Raw genomic sequence first — 23,398 nt, 5'->3', positions numbered from 1 at the left:
TTTGGAAAGTGGTCTATTGAGTACCGAGTGGTTTTCTCGCTTAAGTCATTTTAATAAATTAATTGTAGGGTTTAGTGGTGGGCTTGATTCAACAGTGCTTTTGCATGTTCTTGCTTCCCACCCGACCTTGCTCGCTAAATTAGTCGCAGTGCATGTTAATCATGGGATTAGTGTGCGTGCATCTCTTTGGCAAACACACTGCCAGCAGTTTTGCGACAATTTAGCTATTCCTTTTATAACCCAATCGGTGCAATTTGATCGTTCTGCCAATATTGAAGAGGGAGCGCGCATTGCTCGTTATGCTGTTTTTTCTTCTTTGATGACCGAACAAAATTGCTTAATTCTAGGGCATCATTTGGATGATCAAGCGGAAACAGTACTTTTGCAACTATTTCGTGGTGCGGGAGTAGATGGTTTGGCTGCGATGTCTGATTTGGGTCAATTCGGATTAGGAGGAATGGCTCGACCTTTTTTAAGTCATTCTCGTGAGCAACTGGAACATTATGCTGTTTTGCATCAGTTAAGTTGGATTGAAGATGAGAGTAATCAGGATGTCAATTATTCACGTAATTACCTACGCAAGCAAATAATACCTTCGTTGCAAAAGAAATGGCCTGGAGTTGTGGGTAATATTGCTAGAACGGCACTTCATTGCCAGCAGGCCAAAAGAAATTTGGACATGCTTGCAGCACAAGATGCTAGATCTCTTCCCTCCGCAGTAGAGTTTGGAAAGAAGTCTACCCCATTGGAAGAAAATTCAGATGTACTATCAAACAATTTTTTATTGATAACACCACTAAAAGAACTTAGCCGTGATCGTATCGCAAATGTGCTCAGGGTTTGGTTGAAAAATAATCGAGTGCAATTGCCTTCAACAGTTACTTTTGGACGTTTGATTGATGAAATGATCTTTGCAAGATCGGATGCGATTCCTGAGGTGAGTTGGGCAGAAGTCATTGTGCGTCGTTATCAAAAGCATTTATATTTAGACAGAAAAAATTCTAATAAATTACCTTCTTGCGTTGAATGGTCAGTATTTCCTTTGCCTCTAACAATCGTTGATGCAGGGATTAATCTACTGGCAAAAAAATGCAATCAAGGCCTAGTTGTTCCTCCAAATGCGAAAATATTTGTCCGATTTAGGCAAGGGGGGGAGGTATTTTGCTGGCATGGGCAAACCAAGCGTTTAAAAAAATTATTTCAAGAGTGGGGCATTCCGCCTTGGTTAAGAGAACGAATTCCTTTGATTTATTTTAATGATACGCTTGCAGCAGCAGTTGGTTATGCAATGAGCGATGTATTCTTTTCTGCAGAATGTGCAGATGCATGGATTTTTGTAAATAGTTTTTAATTTACCTGCTTCCTTGGGAGAAGGTGCGGATGAGGGTAATTGATTGTTGCTCATGCTCCCTTCTCCCACGAGTGGGAGAAGGGATTTTTCACCGAATTTTTAAGTCTTTACTAAACTTATTAGAAACCAAGCGTGTTGTTTGCATGGTCCAAGTGCTCGCTTGGGCCGAATCCAGCATCTCGCTCATATGCAATTTCCATAGCATGATTCACGTTTTTTCTAATTTTTTGTGCGTCAATTGCGAAACCATTTTCTTTGAAGAAGCGATATTGAGAGAGAACTTCTTGTGATTTAGGATTTTGTGCTAATTCTTTTTGAGATTTTGAAGCAAGATTAAGTTCACCATTTTCACTCATCCACTCGTATGCTTTAACTTTCATTATTATTATTACCTCTGGTTTAAAAAGAGGCGCTATAGTACATGATAAAACATAAAATTCAAGTATTATTCAGATTGAAAATAAAAAATATATTTTGTCTCATTCATTGGAAATTATTTCAATTTTTGTTAAAGATCGAACTGGAGATAATCAGTATAGAAATATGAGAGTCGATAAAAAGATGGAAAAATTTGGGGGATTGTAAGTGAGATGCCCTCCTCTAGTTTTAGAGGAGGGGCTTCAATTATTTGATGAGGTTACGGCATCGTTTATTTGGTTCAGAAGAATTGATACTGCAAAAAGTCAAAAAAGATGATTACACTGCTCCTAGCACTCAGGCAAATTAACAGCTAACCCGCCCATAGATGTTTCTTTATAAATACTTTGCATGTCCATTCCAGTTTGTTTCATGGTTTTGATAACTTTATCTAGAGAAATTTGGTGTTGACCATCGCCAATAAGAGCCATTCGTGTTGCATTCACTGCTTTTACTGACCCCATGGCATTACGTTCAATACAAGGTATTTGTACTAGGCCCAAAACCGGATCACAGGTCATTCCTAAATGATGTTCCATTGCAATTTCTGCTGCGTTCTCCACTTGAGCTACTGTACCGCCAAGAACTGCTGTAAGGCCTGCTGCAGCCATAGAAGAAGCAACACCAACTTCACCTTGGCAGCCTACTTCAGCTCCAGAAATGGAAGCTCCTTTTTTATAAAGTATGCCTATAGCTGCTGCAGTGAGAAAATAGGTGTATATGTCTTCATTACTCATTCTATCATGTGCATGTTGACAATATTTAAGCACAGCAGGAATAATGCCTGCAGCACCATTAGTTGGTGCTGTAACAATACGCCCACCCGCTGCATTCTCTTCATTGACTGCCATAGCATAAAGATTTAACCAGTTCATGATATCTGATTGTTCAAAAATGCTTTTGACTCCTTTTTCATTCATGAGTTTTTTATATAAATCAGGAGCACGTCTTTTTAAATTCAGTCCTCCGGGTAAAATACCATCATGTTTGCAGCCATTTGCAATACAATCATTCATAACTTTGGCAATCGCCAAAATGCCATTATGAATTTCTTCAGTGCTGCGCCATGTTTTTTCATTAATAAGCATTAATTCGGCAATGCTTAAATTGTTTTTCTGACACAACTCCAGGAGTTGAGTTGCAGTTGAAAATGGATACGGAGGTGGGTTCGTATCTTCAGTAGTTTTGGAAAAATCTTCTTCGGTAGTAATAAAACCACCACCAATCGAGTAATAAACTTGATCAATTAATAAATTATTCTCGTTATCAAAAGCAGAAAACCGCATTCCATTTGAATGTTTTGGCAAGAGCTCTTTTTGTAAAAAAAGAAAATCGGTTGATTCGTTAAAGCTAATATTTTTCTTGCCTGCTAAATTGAGTGCATGCGAGTTAAGAATTTCATGCATGCGCGGCACCATGGATTCCGGAGCTACAGTCTCAGGCGCTTTGTTTTCTAATCCATTTAAAATAGCTTTATCTGTTCCGTGGCCTTTACCTGTTAAAGCAAGTGAACCATAGAGTTCCGTTTTGACTCGTTGTACCTGATTTAAGAGCTGTTTCTCTTCAAGCAATTTTAAAAAGGCATTAGCAGCAAGCATAGGCCCGACAGTATGTGAGCTTGAAGGACCAATTCCGATAGAAAATAAATCAAATACACTGATGTTCATGTGGGTTAATCTCTTGTTACAATTAGTGCAAAGTGTAGAGGGATCTTAATTATTTGTCTATTTTAATTATAGTGAACATATTGACTTTATGTTTGACATGCATTTTTTGCGGCTCCCCAGTTATGTAACCAAGATGCATTGAGGAACCTAAAAAGCAATAAGTTTTATAATATAATTACAATTAATCGCATTTAAATACTGGTAATTTCATGTGAATTTAGGCAGAATTATGATGCATTTTAGAATGCAGTATCTTTCTATAGCAAAGTGGGAAGATATGTACAACAGAAAGACTACAAGGGGATTCTTTATGAAGATGAAATTGGTCACTGCGGCCATTATGGGGCTGGCAATGTCTACTGCAATGGCTGCTACTGATGCTACATCGCTTGTTACGGATAAAGATAAGTTATCTTATAGTATTGGTGCTGATTTAGGAAAAAACTTCAAAAATCAAGGTATTGATATTAATCCGGACGCATTAGCTAAAGGAATGCAAGATGGAATGTCTGGTGCCCAATTGATTTTGACCGAACAACAAATGAAAGATGTTCTGAACAAATTTCAGAAAGATTTGATGGCAAAACGTAGCGCTGAGTTCAATAAAAAAGCTGAAGAGAACAAGGCTAAAGGCGAAGCTTTCTTATCATCTAACAAATCAAAATCTGGTGTAGTTGTATTGCCAAGTGGCTTACAATACAAAATTATTGAAGCAGGTACAGGAAACAAACCAGGTAAATCTGATACAGTAACTGTTGAATATACTGGTACTTTAATTGATGGTACTGTGTTTGATAGCACTGAGAAAACAGGCAAGCCTGCTACATTCCAAGTATCACAAGTGATTCCCGGTTGGACTGAAGCATTACAATTAATGCCTGCTGGCTCTACTTGGGAAATTTTTGTTCCTTCAGACTTAGCTTATGGCCCACGTAGCGTAGGTGGTCCTATTGGTCCAAATGAAACTTTGATTTTCAAAATTCATTTGATCTCTGTGAAAAAAGCCTAATTAATGAGAAGGGAATCTCCCTCCTTATCGTACCTCACTCTTGGAAGCAGGGGTGAGGTTTTCTTTAGAAATAAACTCTTTTGCCTTTGAGAGATCCACAAAATGAATAAACGACTATTTATTGTTTTCATTTTAGGTTTTTCCTCAGGCTTACCAATGGCGTTAATCAGCAGTACCTTACAGGCATGGTTTGCATACAGCGGGATGTCAGTTTTTGCTACTGGGACATTAAGTTTAATTAGTTTACCTTATGCTTATCGTATTTTCTGGGGACCTATCCTAGATCGCTATTCTCTATTTAGCATGGGTAAAAGACGAAGTTGGATTTTGAGTATGCAATTTTTATTGCTTATCGGATTTAACTTAATTGCTTGGTTTACTCCAGATCAATATCCTAAATTAATGGCTTTTTTGGCTTTGATTTTAGCGTGCTTTTCTGCCACCCAAGATGTAGCAATTGACGCACATAGAGCAGAATATTTACCAATTAGTGAACATGCTATGGGGGCTTCTTTAGCCGTATTGGGTTATCGAATCGCGTTATTGTTGTCAGGCGGTTTGGCTTTAGTTATGGCACAGAAATTGGGGTGGGCTTTTACCTATCGTTTTATGGGCTTCATGATGATTGTTGGCATGTTTGCTGTTTTCTTGAGTGAAGAACCCAGTGCTGGAATTCAAGAAAAGAGTAATTTTGCTGTATCGTTTCTCGCTCCTGTCAAAGAGTTGATATTCCGACCGGGAATTATCCCTCTTTTACTCTTTATTTTTTGTTACAAATTAGGTGAGGCATTTACAACGACTACTAGTGGGATTGTCATGCCTTTTTTAATTCAAGGGCTTGGTTTTTCTTTAGAGACTATTGGTTACATCAATAAAATGCTGGGAGTTGGCTCTATTTTGCTTGGAGGTTTGTGCGCAGGATTCTTATTGATGCGCTATTCTTTGTATCGCTCCTTGCTTTTCTTTGGATTGTTACAAGCATTGACCAATGTTCTCTTTGTTGCTTTAGCAATGATAGGAAAAAATGTTACTTTGTTGGCGATCGCAGTATTTTTCGACAATTTTGCAGCAGGAATGGGGTCTACAGCACTTGTTGCTTTATTCATGCGTTTAGTTGACAAGCAATATACGGGGACTCAATTTTCAATGCTTGTTGCTTTATCTACATTACCTCGTATTATCTCTGGACCTGTTGCAGCAACGATTCAAATGACAATAGGCTGGGTAGGTTTGTATCAACTCTCAATTTTATTTGCCTTAATATTCATTCCTTTTTTAATTATGATTAAAGAGCAAACTAAAGAGAATCGACAAAACTTGGCTGAAGTAGAGAAAGAGGGCGAGTTGAATCCCATTAGGTAGATATCTATTACATATATTTTTTATTTAATTTGATAAGAATACCACTGACCCCTACTAAGAGTAGTCCAATTATAATCAATGTAATTGGCCAGCCTATGGTATGAGGAAAGTGTTGACTTGAAAAATACAAAATAAAGGATAATGTAGCCAAACTCGCGATGAAGAGTAAGACACGGCTGCTTTCTATAATGGCCATATAAATTAATCCACAAGCTAATCCCAAATAGAGTATTTCATAAGGTTTATCTTTAACAACATCGAAGGTTACTGAAAGTAGTGTCACTGATGATATAAAAAAGAGTAATCCAGCAATGCTTTGATATTTTGAATGATTTATAAACGAACTGACAGTTAATAATGAACTACTGAGCACAAACCATTTTAAGCGCTCTGGTACCCCAAGTAATTCAAATGCTGCCAGGAAAAAGGAGTAGAGAAAAAGCAAGGTAATAAAAGCCAGTACGGTTTGTCGGGTGCTTATAAATGTGATGCCAAATTGAAGTAAGAGAAGGAAGCTTACAATGAGTACACCCCATGTTGGCATCAGTATTGAAGTGTATTGGGATAAAAGAGTGAGTAAGCCACTTGCTTCAAGAACTGCAGCAACAAGAAATAAAGAAATGGAAATTTTGGATGACTTGTCTTGATAGTAAAGACCTAGAAGAAAAGTTAAAAATCCAAAGCCTAAATTTAAAATAATACGATTGTTGTCTGTTGTACAGGAAAAAATAATGCATCCGAATACCACAGTAGTGATTGTAAGAATGAGTATCTTATCTGATAAAATTGCAAGATGTTGATGCGTAAAGTAGATAATTGCTATGATTAATATCCACCATATGGGTAGGAGCGGACTATATTCCTGCAATATGAGAACGAGTCCTGTTGGTTCAAGGAATAAGGCGATTAGCAATAATGGTGTGGCAGCCTTTTGGTAATTAGGGTGCTTTAAGCATACAAATGCCAAAATAAATGACGAGAAGCCAAAACCCAGAGTCAGAGTGACACGCTCGTAGATGTTGAAGTCTTCCCATTTCATAATAATTAGCGCGCAAATACCCGCAAAGATTAAGATACCACCTAGATAACTGTAGAGTTTATTGAGCCAACTGGTTTGATCAGTGGTGCTTGTTGATTGACTCGGCTTCAATGCTAAGGCTATTTCTTTGATTTCGATTTGATATTGTTTGGCAAGATCAACGATTTTTTGTAACGCTTGTTCTTTATTCATGGTTTAACCCAACCAATAAATTGAACATTACTCAAAGTAAAATAGCGTCCTAAATTTAGGTTGGATAATTTAAAGCACGTAGAGTCTTTTTTAAGGCAAATATAATTATTTCTATAATTATTACCAATCAGAAGATCAGACAATAATCCTGTATTTAAATTATTATTGTCTGTATACAGAATATAACCATCGGGAGACTCCAGTGATGTATCCAGCTTAAATTGTTTGGCCGACTCCACCGGTTCTTCTTTAAAGCTTGAGTTATCTTTAAACTTTGGGAAATTTAAAGGGAGCTCACGTACTTTTTGTGTTTTTGCATCAAAGAAGTAGAGTTTTTTTATTCCCCAATAATTATTTTGAGTTTTTGAGTATTGAGCTACCAATTTGTCATCTTTAACGATTAGATTTACTTGTACTGGGAAAGAGCCAGACGAAGAGTCCAATATAGAAAATAAGAGGCCATAACGTGGTGGATCAGTTTTGAAAAAAGAAATATTAGAAACAACAAAAACAAGAATAAGTAAAATGGGTAATGACAATCCTGCTATCAAAGTCAGATGACTCTTAATCCACTTAGTCGACATCTTTGTTCCTTAAGTTGTATTGAGCTCTGTTATGCTTCTTTATAGTATAGGCTGATTTTATTTTTTGGTTTATGAAACGCGCTTATATTAATGGGCTGAATAAATAAGATGTAGGTTGTGTAGGGTATAAACTTTTGCGGCTTTTAAGAACTATTATAAATATCTTTGGTACCTAGGGTGGGACTCGAACCCACACGGTGTCACCACCACTGGATTTTGAATCCAGCGCGTCTACCAATTCCGCCACCCAGGCATTTGAGCGGCCATTATAACAAAGAAAAAAATTCTCACAATGGGTTTTAGTATATTATTATTTAAAAAATAGCTAATTATTAAAGTGAGTTTTATGAAGCCATATAATTTTGTTATTTTGAGTTTTTCTCTTGCGCAATTTGATGCAATTGGTCATGCAACGAATTGTCCTGATCCCCAAACAACCTCTTTAAAATGGGGTGTTCCACCAGCTCCTTGGACAGTGAATCCTTATTCACCTAATCCTCCTCAAGGAGATAAAAACACCTATTTTGTACGAGCAAATATTTTAGTTGCAGGCTATGGACAAGGAGTGGTTTGTACCTACAGAAATTCAGGGGGTGAGTACTCAATTTGGTGGCAGGCTCTTACTAAAATCCCTTCACGTCAGGATTACAATTGGATCGAGTCATTAAATGGTTTTGTTTGTACTCAAGGACTGGAGCAATGCCAATTTGATACAGCATGATTTAAATCAAGGAATATATGATCTTTCGCTGATCACATCGGTTGATTTATGATCTAAGATTAACTATATTTTTTCTAAATCATCGAGAAAAGGAGTTATGATCATGGATTTGAATACACTGGCAAACCAAAGCCCTAAAGTGATGGCTGTAATAGAAGCTATAAAAAATGATCCAAATTTTTTTAGTGAGTTAAAAGACGATCCCCAACAAGCATTAAGCAAAATTGGTATTGAACTCAATGAAGAGGAAATGGGTATCGTTCAAAAATTTGGTGACTTAAAAGAGCTTGAAACAGAGGCTGAAGGTTTTTTTGCCAAGATTAAGGGACTTTTTGGACTTAAAGATAGTCATTAAAATTTAAAGTAAATCATGCCTGTAATTTATTTCATGGATATTAATTTTTGCATGTTCATATGTAGTTGCACCTGAGCTTTATGTAGTTTTAATAAATATGGTCTATATTATTTAATGTCAAATACGAAAATGGAGTTTCAAATGAAAAATACTAATAAGGCTTCTAGATGGGTAAACCAGCTTATTGCTGTTCTTTTTTTATTGAGCAGCCCGTTAGCTGGTGCATATGCAGCATGTTGTTCAGGACATGGTGGGGTTGCCTCGTGTAATAAGGCTACTGGCTTTCAAATGTGTAAGGATGGTACCGCCTCTCCAACGTGTAAGTGCAAGAAAGAAAAGAGTACAACGACGACAACGACTAAGCCAAAAACTACCAAAAAAGCAACGACAACTACTACTTCCACCACAACAAATACTACCACGACTACAACGAAACCTAAAACCCACTGGTGGAATAAGAAATCGACAACTACTCAACCTACAACAACTAAAAGTACGACAACCAATGGTACAAATAACAAAGGTTGTTGTTCTAAGCATGGTGGGGTAGGTCAATGCAATAAATCTACTGGTTATCTAACCTGTAAAGATGGTTCGCAATCACCCACTTGTGCTTGCCATTAACTCGATGTATTCATAACCCGGCTGCTTGGTAACTTGTAGCCTGGGTGCAGCGTAGCGGAACCCGGGAAATTTATTCAGACAAACCCGGGTTCCGCTACGCTGCACCCAGGCTACATTTTTTTAATCTATTTCTAGCTAATCCGGGCCACAAGATTAAATGCGTTCTTCTGTTATATCTATCATCATCTGCAAGGATTTTTTGGCATTAGCTATAACCCATTGTTGATCCTGTTCCGGTAATCTATGCCTGCTTCCCGTGAATTCATTGACCACATCACCTGCTTTAACTTCATTATAAGACATGGTTTTTCCTTGTCTTAATAAATCGACGAGAGCGACTAGATGTGGGGGATCATTGCGTGACATGGTGGCACAACCACATCCTATACCTTTTTCATTTTCTTTTTTAGGTGCCTCAGCCAGATTGACTACTTCTATATTTAAGCTTTTACAATGTTGTTTTAGATTTTCTACCATATGATTTTCAGTACCAATAGCATAACGTCTAGTCTTAGCACGATCATGAACCACATAATCCCAGATAAATGCTGTAGAGCCCGAGTGTTGTGCGACTTTGATTACTGAATTGCGACATTCAGGATGAACAATCGTAGCATACCCTTGATTATGCCAATAATCACACATTTCTGGTTGATAATGCGTATGTACGGCACATTGACTGGCAAATAGAATGAGCTGTGAGTCATCAAACTGTTTCAGTGTTTTTGCATCTTGATTCGCAAGTGAATATTGAGCGCCTGCAGTTCCACCTGGCCAATAAGCAAGATTTTTTATGCCTAACCAATAAGCTACGTTCTCTCCCATATGTTGATCGGGAATAAAGAGAATCTTTTTATTTTGTTTCAGTGCCCATTGGAATATTTTTTTTACGTTTGAGCTGGTACATACGGCCCCACCTTGGGCACCAGTAAGCGCTTTGACTCGACCTGAAGTATTCATATAGCAAACCGGTAAAATATTCTCAGCATCATAACGTTCATTTAAATCAAGGAAAGCAGGTTCCACCATGAAATCTTTCGCAAGCATCTCCATAGTGCAACCGGATTTAGGATTAGTAATGTAAACCTGCTGGTTTTTATTTGCTAAAATACTGATTGATTCAGCCATGAAATGTACTGCAGATTCAATAATAACGGATTTTTCAGGATGCTCAGCTGCCATCAAGGCTAATTGATAGGAATCACCAATAAGCCCACCGAATTGCTCGACTAAGCGGACAATATCACCACCCATGTAATAATGTGCCAAGAGTAATAATCGTTCTCCAAAATGATCCTGTGCTTTTTTGAGATAAGGAGTCATCCATGCCAAAACGGTGGTTAGCTTACGATCTGGCAATGCTTGGTATTCTTGGGCATAGGGAATAAATTCTTCTTGATACCAGTCGATCGGGTAGTCACTTTGGCAAATGCTCATATCATTTCTGATATGCATTAATGTAGTTTCAGGTGTATAAAGGGTGGAGTTTTTAAACATCTATTTTGCCTCAAATCATTTTAATGTGTTGCTTTGGTGAAGAATATTGTAGCCTGGGTGCAGCGCAGCGGAACCCGGGATTTTCTGGACATGAATAGTCATCTCAATCCCCGGGTTCCGCTGCGCTGCACCCAGGCTACATTGATCTTTTTATTCAGGTGAAGTATCCAATAGTCCAAGTTTGGCAATACTTTCTTGTGCCTCAGCTTTTTTATTAGGGTAGTCTTCACGGAAGTGGCCGCCACGTGATTCTCGCCTTGCTAGAGCAGCTCTTACAATTAATTCAGCATTGAGAATAATGTTTCTTAATTCAATAAAATCTCGGGTGATACAATGCTTCCAATAATATCCTTCGATTATTTTTTTTCGTTTTATTATTAATTGTAGCAGATCTTCAAGTCCTGCCTCAGTCCGGACTATACCTGCATAAGAAGTCATTTCTCCTCTTAAACCACGCCACTGTGCATTAATTTGACTGGCACGTCGTGCATTGACTTCACTGGGAGCACTCCAGTTTGGGATATGATCGGTGTATTTCCATGGATCAGAAACGTCTTTTAAAGTACATCGGGCTGCATTGGAACCCATGACTAAGGCTTCAAGTAAGGAGTTACTTGCAAGACGATTCGCACCGTGTAAACCAGTAAAAGCGACTTCTCCTATAGCATAAAGACGTTTTAAATCCGTGCGGCCATCAATATCGGTAAGTACTCCTCCACACTGGTAATGCGCTGCAGGTACAACAGGAATCATATCTTGACTCATATCAATACCAATGGATAACAGAGTCATATAAATTTGAGGGAAACGTTTCTTCAGAAATTCTTTGGATTGATGGGTAATATCGAGATAAACAAATCCCATTTGACTGCGTTCAATTTCACTAAAAATGGCGCGTGCAACCACATCACGTGTTGCCAACTCCATTTGATCTGGGGCGTAATGTTTCATAAACCGCTCCCCTGTTTCAGCATTTTTAAGTAAAGCCCCTTCACCACGCACCGCTTCTGAGATGAGGAAATTATTTAAAGAATGATGATGCAATAGGGTAGGGTGAAACTGATAGAACTCCATATTGCCAACACGTGCTCCTGCACGATAAGCCATAGCCACACCATCCCCAGTTGCAACCATTGGGTTGGTCGTATATCTGTATGTTTTACCTGCGCCTCCGGTGGCCAGTACTACACAATTTGCCAAAAAAGTATGAATTCGATTTGCTGAACAATCTAAAATATAAGCGCCTAAAACCTCTCCTTGAATGTCGGTACGATGGGGATGGTAATGAGTAATTAGGTTCACAGCAACATGATGCTCAAAAAAATGAATTTGTTCTTTTTGTAAAGCAAGCTGATTCATTGTTTGAGTTATAGATAAACCTGTTTGATCGCCACAATTAAAAATACGTCGGTGAGAATGCCCACCTTCCTGTGCTAAATGAAAGTTGCCCTTGCCGTCTTGTTTAAAATGAACGTTATATTGACTCAGTTGTTTTATTGTCTCCGGGCCTTGGCGAATAATGAATTCAACTGCAGGTAAATAGCACAATCCATCACCGGCAATTAGGGTATCTGAAATGTGGGACTCCAGGGAATCTTCTGCTGAAAAAACAGCAGCGATCCCACCTTGAGCGTAACGGCTATTGCATTCAATAGATTCTGCCTTGCTAATTAATGCAATATTTAAACGTGGTTGCAGGCTAAGGAGTTGCAAACAATATTGCAATCCTGCCAGTCCCGTCCCAATAACAAGAACATCAAACTCAAAGGTTTGTCCTTGTTGAGAGAGTGTATCACTCATAAAAAGGCCTTTACTAACTGGGTTGCTAGCCCCGTATAGTTCTCTGGTGTAAGCTTAAGCAGTTGTTCTTTAGCTTCTTCGGGTATAGAGAGTCCCTTAATGAATAGTTTGAGACTTTGCTCATCAATTCCATGTCCTCGTGTCAAAGCTTTTAATTGTTCGTAGGCATCAGGCACATTATATCGACGCATCACAGTTTGTACTGCTTCAGCAAGCACTTCCCAATTTGATTTTAAATCGTCTTGTAAAGCGCGCTTATTGATTTGTAATTTATCATTGCCTTTGGCCAGCGAGAGGTAGGCGATTAAGCTGTACGAAAATCCCATACCTATATTACGTAAAACAGTAGAGTCAGATAAATCGCGTTGCAGCCTTGATTGAGTCAGTTTATTGGCAAAATGAATGAATAGGGCATTAGCCATCCCCAGATTTCCTTCTGCATTTTCAAAATCAATAGGATTTACTTTATGGGGCATAGTGGATGAACCGACTTCTTCTGCTACAGTTTTTTGTTTAAAGTAGCCAAGAGAAATATAGCTCCAGATGTCCTGAGTATAATCCAGTAAGATATTATTAATGCGTACCATAATTTGTGATACTTCTGCCAAACCATCATGTGGCTCAATTTGTGTAGTATACGCATTAAAAGATAAACCTAGAGAGGTAACAAAGTTAGCACAGTGTTTACGCCAGTCTACTTCTGGATAGGCCACAACATGAGCATTGTAATTTCCTACAGCACCATTGAATTTGCCAGGAATCAAGACCTCACATAATTGTTGTTGCGGTCTTTTGAGACGGGCAACAAAATTAACGAGTTCTTTCCCCATCGTTGTAGGTGTTGCGGGTTGTCCATGTGTTCTAGACAACATAGATACATCGGCATGTTGTTTTCCTAGAAGAGTAATGCCTCCCATGATTTCAGCAAGGGTAGGTTGAATGACTTGTGCAATTGCTTGTTTTACCATTAAAGCGTAAGCCAAATTGTTTATGTCTTCTGAGGTGCAGGCAAAATGTATAAAAGCAGTAATTGCTTTCAAACTGTCATTTTGTTGGAATTTATCTTTTAGGTAATATTCTATTGCCTTAACATCGTGATTTGTTTGCTTTTCAAATTCTTTAATTTTGATCGCCTCAGTTTCATCAAAATTGGCAATAAGATCATTGAGAAAATCTTTGGCTTTCTGATTTAATTGAGGGACCTCAGAAATAGAATTATTCGCAGCTAGAGATTCAAGCCAGCGAATTTCTACAGTCAGGCGATAATAAATTAAGGCGAATTCACTAAAATAAGGACTCAAAGCCCGTGTTTTATTAATGTAACGTCCATCGATTGGTGAGATCGCATTTAAAGCAGTAAGAGTCATAAGTAGCTAGCCCTAATGATAAAGCACATATAATATTAGATGCGCGACCAGATGTGAATTAAAGTAAGGAATTTTATCAGAAAATTGATATTTTTTTAATATGTTTGTGTATAATGATCTCATTATTAAAAATAAGTCACAGCATTTTATGAAAACCATTGTTGAATCGTATCAAGCAGGTCTGTTTCATAAGAAATATTGGTTGCAAAATATTATCTCAGGAATTATTGTAGGAGTTGTCGCATTGCCTTTGGCAATGGCATTCGCTATTGCTTCAGGTGTTAGGCCGGAGCAAGGGATTTATACAGCAATTATTGCTGGATTAATTGTTTCAGTTATGGGCGGAAGCCGTTTACAAATTGCAGGTCCTACAGGTGCTTTTATTGTTGTGCTTTCAGGTATTACTGCAAAATACGGGGTTTCCGGTTTGCAAATTTCCACACTGATTGCTGGGTTTATATTGTTATTTTTTGGCCTTGCTCGTTTAGGCGGCATTATTAAGTTTATACCTGCACCTGTGATTATTGGTTTTACTGCAGGAATCGGCGTAGTGATTTGGGTAGGACAATGGCATTACTTTTTTGGCCTTCCTTCAGGAGGGAGTGGTCATTTTCACGAAAAATTATGGTATTTATTAAACGCTTTTCCACAACTTAATGTACCTACAACTCTTTTGGGCTTTTTCTCATTATTCCTCGTCATTTTTTCAAATAGAGTTCCTGGATTAAAGCGTGTTCCGGGTCCGCTTGTTGCTTTATTAACCGTAACCGTATTGCAGTCGATCTATCATTTTTCTGGAGTGGCGACCATAGGTTCCTTATTTGGAGGAATACCTCAAGGCTTACCTGAATTTAAACTACCCGATCTGAGCATAGATAGGGTGATTGAATTGATAGGGCCTGCTTTTACTATTGCTATGCTTGGTGCTATAGAGTCTCTTTTGTCCGCAGTAGTTGCTGACGGGATGGCAGGGACAAAGCATAATTCCAATCAAGAACTTGTTGGTCAAGGAATAGCTAATATTATGACACCCTTATTTGGAGGGTTTGCGGCAACAGGAGCCATTGCACGTACAGCAACAAACATTCGCAATGGGGGTAATAGTCCTTTAGCAGGGGTAATCCATGCGCTCACTTTGGTTTTAATTATTCTTTTCTTAGCACCTTTGGCCGTCAATATACCGCTTACCGTATTGGCTGCAATTTTATTTGTTGTCGCTTGGAATATGAGTGAAGTAAAACATTTTATTAAATTAATACAACGTGCTCCCAAAGCTGATGTTGTGATTTTATTAGTGACTTTTTTCCTTACTGTGTTTGTTGATTTGGTGGTTGCAGTAAACATAGGTGTAATTATTGCAGTGTTGCATTTTATACGACGCATGGCCTCTAGTGTTGAAGTACAACAAATGACTCAGGAAGAGTTGTCACATGAATTAGCACGACAAAATATGGATACTTTGCCTGATGGCGTATTAGTTTATGCTGTCGAAGGGCCTTTCTTTTTTGCTGCCGCTGAAGCTTTCCAACATGCTTTAGCAGTAACCCATACCGATCCCAAGATATTAATTATTAGGATGCGTTGGGTCCCTTTTATGGATGTTACTGGGTTGCAAACTTTGGAAGAAGTTATTGAAGATTTACAAGAACGAAAAGTGAGAGTGATTATAAGTGGGGCTAATGCACGCGTAGAGGAAAAACTACGCAAAGGGGGAATTGTTAAACTTCTGGGTGACGCGAATTTCCATAAAGATTTTTCTCAAGCTTTGGCTGCAAGTAATGCATAAATTTTGCTGACAGTAAAGTTTCTATTTCCCATAACCGCACATTTTCAGTAAAATGACGACTTATCATTTTATGGGCTTGGGGTGGTTATGACGGTCAAAACACATATTATTGATTTAGCACATCTTGGCATGCACGACCTAGAGCAGGTTGGTGGGAAAAATGCTTCTCTTGGAGAGATGATCAGTCATTTATCCTCAGCAGGGGTTGCAGTTCCTGGCGGGTTTGCAACAACTGCGGATTCATTTAGAGAGTTTTTGTCCCAGAATAATATAGATAAAAAAATCTATGCAAAATTAGCAAACCTGGATGCAGATAATGTGCAGCAACTCGCTGTGGTAGGGAAAGAAATCAGAGAAATGATCGTCAATACGCCATTTACTCCTGAGTTTGAGCATTCAGTGCGCGTTGCTTATGAACAATTGGCGAAGTCAATAGGCCATGATAACTTTAGCGTGGCCGTTCGTTCATCAGCAACAGCAGAGGACTTACCCGATGCTTCCTTTGCTGGCCAGCAAGAAACTTTTTTAAATGTAAAGGGAGTTGAAGAAGTTTTGCTCTCAATCAAGCATGTTTTTGCATCATTATTTAACGATAGAGCAATTACTTATCGCACACATCATCAGTTTGAACACCATGACGTAGCCTTATCTGCAGGTATTCAGCAGATGATTCGTAGTGATTTGGCTGTAAGTGGTGTGATGTTTACTATGGACACTGAATCAGGTTTTGATCAGGTAGTATTTATTACTTCTTCTTATGGTTTGGGGGAGATGGTTGTTCAAGGAGCCGTCAATCCTGACGAATATTACGTACATAAGCCTGGGATAAAAGCAGGTAAACCCGCGGTTATTCGTAGGAATCTGGGAAGTAAAGCGTTAAAGATGATTTATTGTGATGATCCCAGCAAGAAACAACGAGTTAAAACCGTAGACGTTGACGCGAAAGACCGGTTGTTATTTTCTTTAACCCCCAATGAAGTTGAAAGTTTGGCACGCCAAGCCATGATTATTGAAGAGCATTATGGCCGACCTATGGATATAGAGTGGGCAAAAGATGGTTTGAATGGTCAACTATATATTTTACAAGCTCGTCCTGAAACAGTAAAAAGTCGTGACAATAAACAAATATTGGAGCGTTATACCTTACAAAAGAAAGGCGAAGTACTGGCCGAGGGGCGCAGTATTGGGCAACGCATAGGCCAAGGTAAAGCACGAATTATTAAAGACGTTAGCGAGATGGATCGCGTACAACCAGGCGATGTATTGATTTCAGATATGACGGATCCGGATTGGGAACCAGTAATGAAACGTGCTTCTGCTATTGTGACCAACCGTGGTGGTAGAACATGTCATGCTGCTATTATTGCGCGAGAATTGGGTATTCCTGCTGTAGTTGGATGTGGGGATGCCACGAAAACCATACGTGATGGTGATGAGGTGACTGTTAGCTGTGCCGAAGGGGATAACGGCTATGTTTATGCAGGTTTATTACCTTATGAGCAAGTGCATCTCGATGTAGAAACTATGCCTGAGTTACCGATGAAAATCATGTTGAACGTGGGTAACCCTGAAAGAGCTTTTACCTTCCAATCCATTCCCAACTCAGGAGTAGGCTTAGCTCGCTTAGAGTTTTTAATTTCCAATACAATTGGTATTCATCCGCGCGCATTACTGGATTTTGATAGTCTAAAAGATAAAGAATTGAAGCAATTTATCCTTGAAAAAACAGCAGCTTATGCGTCTCCGGTTGAATATTATATTGAACGATTAAAAGAGGGAATTGCGACAATCGCTGCTGCGTTTTATCCCAAGCCGGTCATTGTACGATTATCAGATTTCAAATCAAATGAATATGCTAATCTTGTTGGTGGTAACTTATATGAGCCACATGAAGAAAATCCAATGTTGGGTTTTAGAGGTGCATCACGCTATGTTTCTGAATCATTTGCGGAATGTTTTGCTTTGGAGTGTAAAGCGGTGCGACGAGTTCGGGAAGAAATGGGCTTAACAAATGTAGAGGTAATGATTCCCTTCGTAAGGACTGTTTCTGAGGCAAGTAATGTGATTCAGGTTTTAAAACAACATGGTCTTGAGCGAGGCAAGCATGGATTACGCGTGATCATGATGTGTGAACTACCTTCCAATGCATTGTTAGCAGAAAAATTTTTAGAACACTTTGATGGGTTCTCTATAGGTTCTAATGATTTAACTCAATTAACATTAGGTTTAGACAGAGATTCAGGATTGATCGCAGCTCAATTTGATGAGCGTAATGATGCAGTAAAGGCTTTATTACATATGGCAATTTCTGCGTGCAAAAAGGCTAATAAATACATAGGTATTTGTGGCCAAGGACCTTCAGACCATCAGGATTTTGCAGAGTGGTTAATGAAAGAGGGGATAGAGAGTGTTTCACTTAATCCGGATTCTGTTTTGGAAACGTGTTTATTTTTAGCAAAGCAATAAAAAAATATATCTATTTTGATCGCAGGTTAAATGAAAATTGTAGCCTGGGTGAAGCGTAGCGGAACCCGGGTTACGGCTAAAATTTTCGTTCAACCTGCGCCAAATATGGCTTTTCGGCGAGTGTGGTGAATCATTTCAAAAAAATTTGCGGGGTATGGAACTGTAATGCAGCGTTTAAAATGGTGGCTTTTTCTTGCAGGAATATGCCCTGCGATGGCTTTTGCCTCTGCTGAGCCCGATCATGTTGATCCGGTTGCGTTTGTATTGCTCGGTGTGACTACTATTTTTTTCTTTGCAATTATTGGGCGTTATACAGCAAGGCGCTTACATCAGCCTAGTGTTCTTGGTGAGTTGGTAATCGGAATTCTTATTGGCAATTTATTTTATTATTACGGATTTCCATTAGCTATTTTATTACGAGAAGGCTCTTCAATTTTTGATATAGTCAGAGAAGTACTTAATGGAGTTTCGCTAAATCAAGCAGTTACTTCAATTATTCCTAACCCAAATTACGGGCAACAAGTAGCCAATGCTTTAAGTGGGCCTCACGGAGCCGATTTTCTGAAAATTGCTTATATCGTGGATATTTTTTCGCGGTATGGGGTTATTTTTCTTCTCTTCATGGTTGGTTTGGAGAGCTCAATAGCAGAAATGAAACATACAGGTCGTGATTCATTTTTTGTCGCTTTGATAGGCGTGATTGCACCTATGGTCCTGGGGTTTGGTGTTGCCTATATCTTAATGCCAGAGGGTTCCTATCAAGCCGATTTATTTATTGCAGCTACGCTGAGTGCGACCAGTATAGGAATTACAGCTCGGGTACTGACTGAAATGAAAAAATTACGTACTCGGGAAGCAAAAATAATTTTAGGCGCAGCAATGTTAGATGATGTATTGGGATTAATTATATTAGCTGTTGTCAGTTCTTTAGTAATTAGTGGTGCAGTAGACATGATGGTTGTATTGCGCATTATTGTGAGCGCAGTATTGTTTTTCGCAGGAACTTTGTTCTTAGGTCCAATTGTTTTACGTCAGGCAATCCATTTTTTTCGTTTTCTTGAACCTTGGGAAGCAAAATTATTTATTTCCTTTCTATTTATTATGATTTTGTCTTGGTTAGCTTCAGTTCTGCAACTTGCAACAATTATTGGTGCATTTACGGCAGGAATAATCCTTCATGATGACTATTTTGATGGCGAACCTTTGAGCCAGCAAGAAAATCGTAGTATTTATCATTTATTATCCCCTTTGGAATCAATCTTGGCACCTATGTTTTTTATCGTGATTGGTATTCAGGTTAAATTAGAAAGTTTTTATCATTGGCATGTAATTATTTTGGCGAGTGGTTTAATTGTTGCAGCAATAGCAGGCAAATTACTTAGTGGTTATGGAGCACGTGCTTCAGATGATCGATTGCTCATTGGTATTGGTATGTTACCACGTGGTGAAGTGGGTCTAGTTTTCGCTTCGATTGGCCGCACTTTAGGCGTTATTTCCGATGATTTATTTTCTGCAATAGTTTTAATGGTTATGATTACCACTTTTATTGCTCCTTTGTTACTAAAAGCGCGTTATGCAGCGAAGGATAGGAAACGAGTACATGAATAAAACTTCGTTAAAGATAGAAGCCGATGTAACACGTGCACTACTTGAGGATGTAGGTGATGGCGATGTTACTGCGATTTTGTTGGCTCCCCAGCTTCAGATTGAGGCAGAAATTATTTCTCGGGAACCAATGGTAGTATGTGGTCAAGCTTGGGTTAATGAGGTATTCAACCAGCTTGATGACCAAATCAAACTGGAGTGGTGTGTTGCTGAAGGTGAATGGTTAGCAGCACCATCTACTCTATGTACTTTATATGGCCCCGGAAGAAGTATTTTAACAGGAGAGCGTACAGCATTAAATTTTTTACAAACGCTTTCAGCCACAGCAACACAAACGCATCGATATGTACAAAAACTTCATGGCACACAGACTCGATTACTGGATACTCGTAAAACGATTCCAGGATTACGAGCCGCACAAAAATATGCAGTGACATGCGGGGGCGGTTTTAATCACCGCATGGGGCTTTACGATGCTGTTTTAATTAAAGAAAATCATATTGCAGCTTGTGGTTCAGTTGCTAAAGCGGTTGCTTTGGCAAGGCAAAATCATAAGGAAATTTTGGTTGAGGTAGAAGTTGAAACTCTAGATGAGTTACGTGAAGCAATTTGTGCTCATCCAGATCGAATCATGCTGGATAATTTTAGTCAGGATATGCTTGAAAAAGCAGTGAGAATGAATCAGCCAAAGCATTGTACTTTAGAGGTGTCCGGAGGAATTACTCTGGAAAATATTGATGCAATAGGCCGATTAGGTGTTGATTTTATTTCCGTTGGTGCGATTACCAAATCAATTCAAGCCATAGACTTGAGTTTACTTATTAGGAAGACTTTATGATGCCAATGATTGTTTTTACGGGAGGGGGTACCGCAGGACATGTAGCGCCTAATATGGCGTTGATACATGAATTGAGTCATAAAGGTTGGGAAATTGCCTATATTGGTTCTGCAACTGGTATTGAAAAACAGATGATAGAGCCACTTAAAATCCCTTTTTATGGCATAAGCAGCGGTAAATTACGACGTTATTTAAGTGTAAAAAACTTATTGGATCCTTTTAAGATCGTACTGGGTATTGTGCAATCTTTTTTCTTACTTAATAAGTTAAAACCGGATGTGGTTTTTTCTAAGGGTGGTTTTGTTGCATTTCCGGTGGTAGTAGGTGCTTGGTTAAATCGGATTCCTGTTGTTGCTCATGAATCAGACATGAGTCCTGGGCTTGCAAATCGACTCTGTTTTCCTTTTGTTAATAAAATTTGTTTGACTTTTGAGGCAGGTAGAAAACATTTTAAAAAGCAAAATAAAATAGAAGTGACCGGTACTCCTATCCGTGAGCAGTTGTTTGCAGGTAATAGTGACCACGGACTTGAGCTATGTGGATTTAATTTAGATAAACCATGTCTTTTAGTTATTGGTGGAAGTTTGGGTGCTGGTTCTATTAATCGAAATATTCGTGATTCCCTAGATCAATTAACCAAAGAATATCAAATCATCCATATATGTGGGAAAGGGAAATTAGAACCTTCTTTAATTGATCGAGAAGGGTACAAACAATTTGAATACGTTCATGAACAATTAGCTGATTTGTTTGCTGCAGCGTCAATTGTCATTTCACGAGCTGGTGCTAATTCTCTTTATGAAATTTTGGCTTTAGGTAAGCCCCATATTTTAATTCCTTTACCGGCTGAGGTTAGTCGAGGCGATCAAATTCAAAATGCCCGATATTTCCAAGGATTGGGCATTAGCCGCGTCATTGAAGATCGAGCATTAAATACAGACACTTTGCTGCAAAGTTTGCATGAACTGGAACGAGATAAAACGGATATTAATAATAAAATCAATGCACTAAATATTAAGTCAGCTACGGACCAAATTGTAGCTATTATTGAGGAGCAAGTTCATGTTCAATCCGCAAGCACTGTATGATTTTGTATGTCACCAATGGGAAAAGGAAATTATCCCTAGCTTATGTGATTACATAAAAATTCCTAATAAATCACCTCATTTTGATCCTAAATGGCAGGAACATGGATTAATGGAGCAGGCGGTTGCACATATTGCTAATTGGTGTAAAGCCCATGCTCCTAAAGGGATGATGCTTGAAGTTATGAAATTGGAGGGGCGCACACCTTTAATTTTTATCGAGGTTCCCGGCCAGATTGATGAAACTGTTTTGTTGTATGGCCATCTGGATAAGCAGCCCGAAATGTCAGGATGGAATGACGATTTGCACCCATGGAAACCGGTATTAAAAAATGGGCGCCTATATGGCCGAGGTGCTGCAGATGATGGCTATTCTGCATATGCGTCGCTAACTGCGATTTGCGCGTTACAGAAACAAGGGTTATCTATTCCACGTTGTGTTTTAATTATTGAAGCGTGTGAAGAGAGTGGAAGTTATGATCTGCCTTATTATATTGAATTGCTCAATGAACGGATTGGCAAGCCTAAGTTGGTTATTTGTCTTGATTCTGGGGCGGGTAATTATGAGCAATTATGGATGACTACTTCATTGCGCGGTAATTTGGTGGGCGAACTATCAATTGAGTTAATCCGTGAAGGAGTTCATTCTGGGGCAGCAAGTGGTATCGTTGCAGACAGTTTTCGGGTTGCGCGGCAATTAATTAGCCGTATCGAAGATGAAGTTTCAGGAGAGGTGAAATTACCCGAATTATTTTGCGACATCCCTGAAGAAAGAACGCGACAAGCAGAGAAGTGTGCCCAAGTTTTGGGCGATTCAATTTATGCTGAGTTTCCATTATATGCAGGTGTAGAGCCTGTTACAAAGGACAGAGAACAGTTAATTTTAAATCGAACTTGGAGACCTGCTTTAACTGTCACAGGTGCCAATGGATTTCCTGCCATAGCGGATGCTGGAAATGTTTTGCGTCCTCATACAGCATTAAAATTGTCTATGCGTCTCCCTCCTTTAGTCGATCCTAAAATTGCTGCAACAGCGATTGATGAGGCATTAACTAAAAATCCTCCTTACCATGCTAAAGTGAGTTTTAAGATAGGTGATGGATCACAAGGATGGAATGCACCCCAACTTGCCTCTTGGCTGGAAAAAGCAGCTAATGAAGCATCAATGACTTACTATGGTAAGCCAGCTGCATATTTTGGAGAAGGCGGAACCATACCTTTTATGGGAATGTTAGGAAAGAAATTTCCCAATGCACAATTTATGATTACTGGAGTTTTAGGACCTCAGTCCAATGCACATGGTCCTAATGAATTCCTACACTTGGATATGGTAAAAAAATTAACTGCATGTGTTGCTTACGTACTTTATCACGCGAGTTAAGCAATCGAGCCCTATTCACTGAGCGACTGTATTTTGCGCATCTTGCGCGAAAATAATACCTCGGAAGCATCACATACTGATGTATGCTACGTTTCCTCGGCATCATTTTCGCGCAACCTACACTCAAATCCAACCGTTCCCCAAGATTCAAACAATACCTCCTGAACAGCTAATTAGACTTAATTTTTCTTCATTGTTAAATCAATTTCCCTTCTCCCCTCAGGGGAGAAGGTTCCCGGAGGGTGGATGAGG

At 38.9% G+C, this 23,398-nt stretch carries 19 protein-coding genes and 1 tRNA gene; 12 read left to right on the top strand and 8 right to left on the bottom strand.

Features of this window, described 5'->3' with window-relative positions:
- Nucleotide 1 precedes the first annotated feature (1 nt).
- Nucleotides 2-1,351 (top strand): tRNA lysidine(34) synthetase TilS, encoded by a 1,350-nt coding sequence (tilS, locus tag Lstg_RS02250; RefSeq protein WP_058476101.1) that lies wholly within the window; start codon nucleotides 2-4, stop codon nucleotides 1,349-1,351.
- A 119-nt stretch (nucleotides 1,352-1,470) separates the two neighbouring features.
- Here the strand turns inward: tilS and Lstg_RS02245 are convergent, their stop codons facing one another.
- The gene (locus Lstg_RS02245; RefSeq protein ID WP_058476043.1) at nucleotides 1,471-1,731 is read right to left on the bottom strand and encodes a hypothetical protein; all 261 of its coding nucleotides are present in this window, start codon (nucleotides 1,729-1,731) and stop codon (nucleotides 1,471-1,473) included.
- 327 nt (nucleotides 1,732-2,058) lie between these two features.
- The gene (locus tag Lstg_RS02240; RefSeq protein ID WP_058476042.1) at nucleotides 2,059-3,435 is read right to left on the bottom strand and encodes an L-serine ammonia-lyase; all 1,377 of its coding nucleotides are present in this window, start codon (nucleotides 3,433-3,435) and stop codon (nucleotides 2,059-2,061) included.
- Nucleotides 3,436-3,745: 310 nt separating this feature from the next.
- On the opposite strand from Lstg_RS02240, the gene Lstg_RS02235 reads away from it, so the two are divergent.
- On the top strand, nucleotides 3,746-4,444 hold the full coding sequence (locus tag Lstg_RS02235) for a BamJ family beta-barrel-assembly machinery protein (RefSeq protein WP_058476041.1): 699 nt from the start codon (nucleotides 3,746-3,748) through the stop codon (nucleotides 4,442-4,444).
- A gap of 102 nt (nucleotides 4,445-4,546) precedes the next feature.
- On the top strand, nucleotides 4,547-5,806 hold the full coding sequence (locus Lstg_RS02230; RefSeq protein WP_058476040.1) for an AmpG family muropeptide MFS transporter: 1,260 nt from the start codon (nucleotides 4,547-4,549) through the stop codon (nucleotides 5,804-5,806).
- A gap of 7 nt (nucleotides 5,807-5,813) precedes the next feature.
- Here the strand turns inward: Lstg_RS02230 and Lstg_RS02225 are convergent, their stop codons facing one another.
- The 3 genes from Lstg_RS02225 to Lstg_RS02215 form a co-directional block, all read right to left on the bottom strand.
- On the bottom strand, nucleotides 5,814-7,037 hold the full coding sequence (locus tag Lstg_RS02225) for a hypothetical protein (protein ID WP_058476039.1): 1,224 nt from the start codon (nucleotides 7,035-7,037) through the stop codon (nucleotides 5,814-5,816).
- Nucleotides 7,034-7,621: a hypothetical protein gene (locus Lstg_RS02220; RefSeq protein ID WP_058476038.1), complete on the bottom strand. Its 588-nt coding sequence runs from the start codon at nucleotides 7,619-7,621 to the stop codon at nucleotides 7,034-7,036. The genes Lstg_RS02225 and Lstg_RS02220 overlap by 4 nt, the downstream gene beginning before the upstream one ends.
- Nucleotides 7,622-7,787: 166 nt before the next feature.
- Nucleotides 7,788-7,874: transfer RNA gene (locus tag Lstg_RS02215), tRNA-Leu, on the bottom strand.
- A gap of 93 nt (nucleotides 7,875-7,967) precedes the next feature.
- Between Lstg_RS02215 and Lstg_RS02210 the strand changes: the two genes are divergently transcribed.
- From Lstg_RS02210 to Lstg_RS17935, 3 genes are all read left to right on the top strand, one after another.
- Nucleotides 7,968-8,342, top strand: coding sequence for a DUF3757 domain-containing protein (locus Lstg_RS02210; protein ID WP_058476037.1), 375 nt, complete (start codon nucleotides 7,968-7,970; stop codon nucleotides 8,340-8,342).
- A gap of 103 nt (nucleotides 8,343-8,445) precedes the next feature.
- Nucleotides 8,446-8,697 (top strand): hypothetical protein, encoded by a 252-nt coding sequence (locus Lstg_RS02205; protein ID WP_058476036.1) that lies wholly within the window; start codon nucleotides 8,446-8,448, stop codon nucleotides 8,695-8,697.
- A gap of 141 nt (nucleotides 8,698-8,838) precedes the next feature.
- Nucleotides 8,839-9,321, top strand: coding sequence for a hypothetical protein (locus tag Lstg_RS17935; protein ID WP_058476035.1), 483 nt, complete (start codon nucleotides 8,839-8,841; stop codon nucleotides 9,319-9,321).
- Nucleotides 9,322-9,474: 153 nt separating this feature from the next.
- Here Lstg_RS17935 and nadA read toward each other — a convergent pair whose 3' ends face one another.
- From nadA to purB, 3 genes are all read right to left on the bottom strand, one after another.
- A complete protein-coding gene (gene nadA / locus Lstg_RS02195) occupies nucleotides 9,475-10,818 on the bottom strand; it encodes a quinolinate synthase NadA (RefSeq protein WP_058476034.1) in 1,344 nt (447 codons plus the stop codon).
- 150 nt (nucleotides 10,819-10,968) lie between these two features.
- Nucleotides 10,969-12,618 carry an L-aspartate oxidase gene (nadB, locus tag Lstg_RS02190; RefSeq protein WP_058476033.1) on the bottom strand — a complete coding sequence of 550 codons (1,650 nt, stop codon included), beginning with the start codon at nucleotides 12,616-12,618 and terminating at the stop codon, nucleotides 10,969-10,971.
- A complete protein-coding gene (gene purB, locus Lstg_RS02185; protein ID WP_058476032.1) occupies nucleotides 12,615-13,985 on the bottom strand; it encodes an adenylosuccinate lyase in 1,371 nt (456 codons plus the stop codon). Before purB ends, nadB begins: the two co-directional genes overlap by 4 nt.
- A 148-nt stretch (nucleotides 13,986-14,133) precedes the next feature.
- Between purB and Lstg_RS02180 the strand changes: the two genes are divergently transcribed.
- From Lstg_RS02180 to Lstg_RS02155, 6 genes are all read left to right on the top strand, one after another.
- Complete coding sequence (locus Lstg_RS02180; protein ID WP_058476100.1) at nucleotides 14,134-15,771, top strand: SulP family inorganic anion transporter; 1,638 nt, start codon at nucleotides 14,134-14,136, stop codon at nucleotides 15,769-15,771.
- An 87-nt stretch (nucleotides 15,772-15,858) separates the two neighbouring features.
- Nucleotides 15,859-18,237 carry a phosphoenolpyruvate synthase gene (gene ppsA / locus Lstg_RS02175; protein ID WP_058476031.1) on the top strand — a complete coding sequence of 793 codons (2,379 nt, stop codon included), beginning with the start codon at nucleotides 15,859-15,861 and terminating at the stop codon, nucleotides 18,235-18,237.
- Nucleotides 18,238-18,402: 165 nt separating this feature from the next.
- Nucleotides 18,403-19,845, top strand: a complete 1,443-nt coding sequence (locus tag Lstg_RS02170; RefSeq protein WP_058476030.1) for a cation:proton antiporter — start codon at nucleotides 18,403-18,405, stop codon at nucleotides 19,843-19,845.
- Nucleotides 19,838-20,680, top strand: coding sequence for a carboxylating nicotinate-nucleotide diphosphorylase (gene nadC, locus Lstg_RS02165; RefSeq protein WP_058476029.1), 843 nt, complete (start codon nucleotides 19,838-19,840; stop codon nucleotides 20,678-20,680). The genes Lstg_RS02170 and nadC overlap by 8 nt, the downstream gene beginning before the upstream one ends.
- Complete coding sequence (locus tag Lstg_RS02160; RefSeq protein ID WP_058476028.1) at nucleotides 20,677-21,768, top strand: undecaprenyldiphospho-muramoylpentapeptide beta-N-acetylglucosaminyltransferase; 1,092 nt, start codon at nucleotides 20,677-20,679, stop codon at nucleotides 21,766-21,768. The genes nadC and Lstg_RS02160 overlap by 4 nt, the downstream gene beginning before the upstream one ends.
- Nucleotides 21,743-23,146, top strand: coding sequence for a M20 family metallopeptidase (locus Lstg_RS02155; protein ID WP_058476027.1), 1,404 nt, complete (start codon nucleotides 21,743-21,745; stop codon nucleotides 23,144-23,146). Before Lstg_RS02160 ends, Lstg_RS02155 begins: the two co-directional genes overlap by 26 nt.
- Nucleotides 23,147-23,398: the final 252 nt, after the last annotated feature.

It is taken from the genome of Legionella steigerwaltii, from assembly GCF_001468065.1.
Classification (GTDB): domain Bacteria; phylum Pseudomonadota; class Gammaproteobacteria; order Legionellales; family Legionellaceae; genus Legionella; species Legionella steigerwaltii.
The sequence above is the reverse complement of the archived record's forward strand: the minus strand, read 5'-3'. Positions and strand labels throughout refer to the sequence as shown.

Coding starts and splice junctions, on each gene's coding strand:
- Lstg_RS02245 (WP_058476043.1), bottom strand. CDS start 1,731: ATGAAAGTTAAAGCATACGAGTGGATGAGTGAAAATGGTGAACTTAAT.
- Lstg_RS02240 (WP_058476042.1), bottom strand. CDS start 3,435: ATGAACATCAGTGTATTTGATTTATTTTCTATCGGAATTGGTCCTTCA.
- Lstg_RS02235 (WP_058476041.1), top strand. CDS start 3,746: ATGAAGATGAAATTGGTCACTGCGGCCATTATGGGGCTGGCAATGTCT.
- Lstg_RS02230 (WP_058476040.1), top strand. CDS start 4,547: ATGAATAAACGACTATTTATTGTTTTCATTTTAGGTTTTTCCTCAGGC.
- Lstg_RS02225 (WP_058476039.1), bottom strand. CDS start 7,037: ATGAATAAAGAACAAGCGTTACAAAAAATCGTTGATCTTGCCAAACAA.
- Lstg_RS02220 (WP_058476038.1), bottom strand. CDS start 7,621: ATGTCGACTAAGTGGATTAAGAGTCATCTGACTTTGATAGCAGGATTG.
- Lstg_RS02210 (WP_058476037.1), top strand. CDS start 7,968: ATGAAGCCATATAATTTTGTTATTTTGAGTTTTTCTCTTGCGCAATTT.
- Lstg_RS02205 (WP_058476036.1), top strand. CDS start 8,446: ATGGATTTGAATACACTGGCAAACCAAAGCCCTAAAGTGATGGCTGTA.
- Lstg_RS17935 (WP_058476035.1), top strand. CDS start 8,839: ATGAAAAATACTAATAAGGCTTCTAGATGGGTAAACCAGCTTATTGCT.
- nadA (WP_058476034.1), bottom strand. CDS start 10,818: ATGTTTAAAAACTCCACCCTTTATACACCTGAAACTACATTAATGCAT.
- nadB (WP_058476033.1), bottom strand. CDS start 12,618: ATGAGTGATACACTCTCTCAACAAGGACAAACCTTTGAGTTTGATGTT.
- purB (WP_058476032.1), bottom strand. CDS start 13,985: ATGACTCTTACTGCTTTAAATGCGATCTCACCAATCGATGGACGTTAC.
- Lstg_RS02180 (WP_058476100.1), top strand. CDS start 14,134: ATGAAAACCATTGTTGAATCGTATCAAGCAGGTCTGTTTCATAAGAAA.
- ppsA (WP_058476031.1), top strand. CDS start 15,859: ATGACGGTCAAAACACATATTATTGATTTAGCACATCTTGGCATGCAC.
- Lstg_RS02170 (WP_058476030.1), top strand. CDS start 18,403: ATGCAGCGTTTAAAATGGTGGCTTTTTCTTGCAGGAATATGCCCTGCG.
- nadC (WP_058476029.1), top strand. CDS start 19,838: ATGAATAAAACTTCGTTAAAGATAGAAGCCGATGTAACACGTGCACTA.
- Lstg_RS02160 (WP_058476028.1), top strand. CDS start 20,677: ATGATGCCAATGATTGTTTTTACGGGAGGGGGTACCGCAGGACATGTA.
- Lstg_RS02155 (WP_058476027.1), top strand. CDS start 21,743: ATGTTCAATCCGCAAGCACTGTATGATTTTGTATGTCACCAATGGGAA.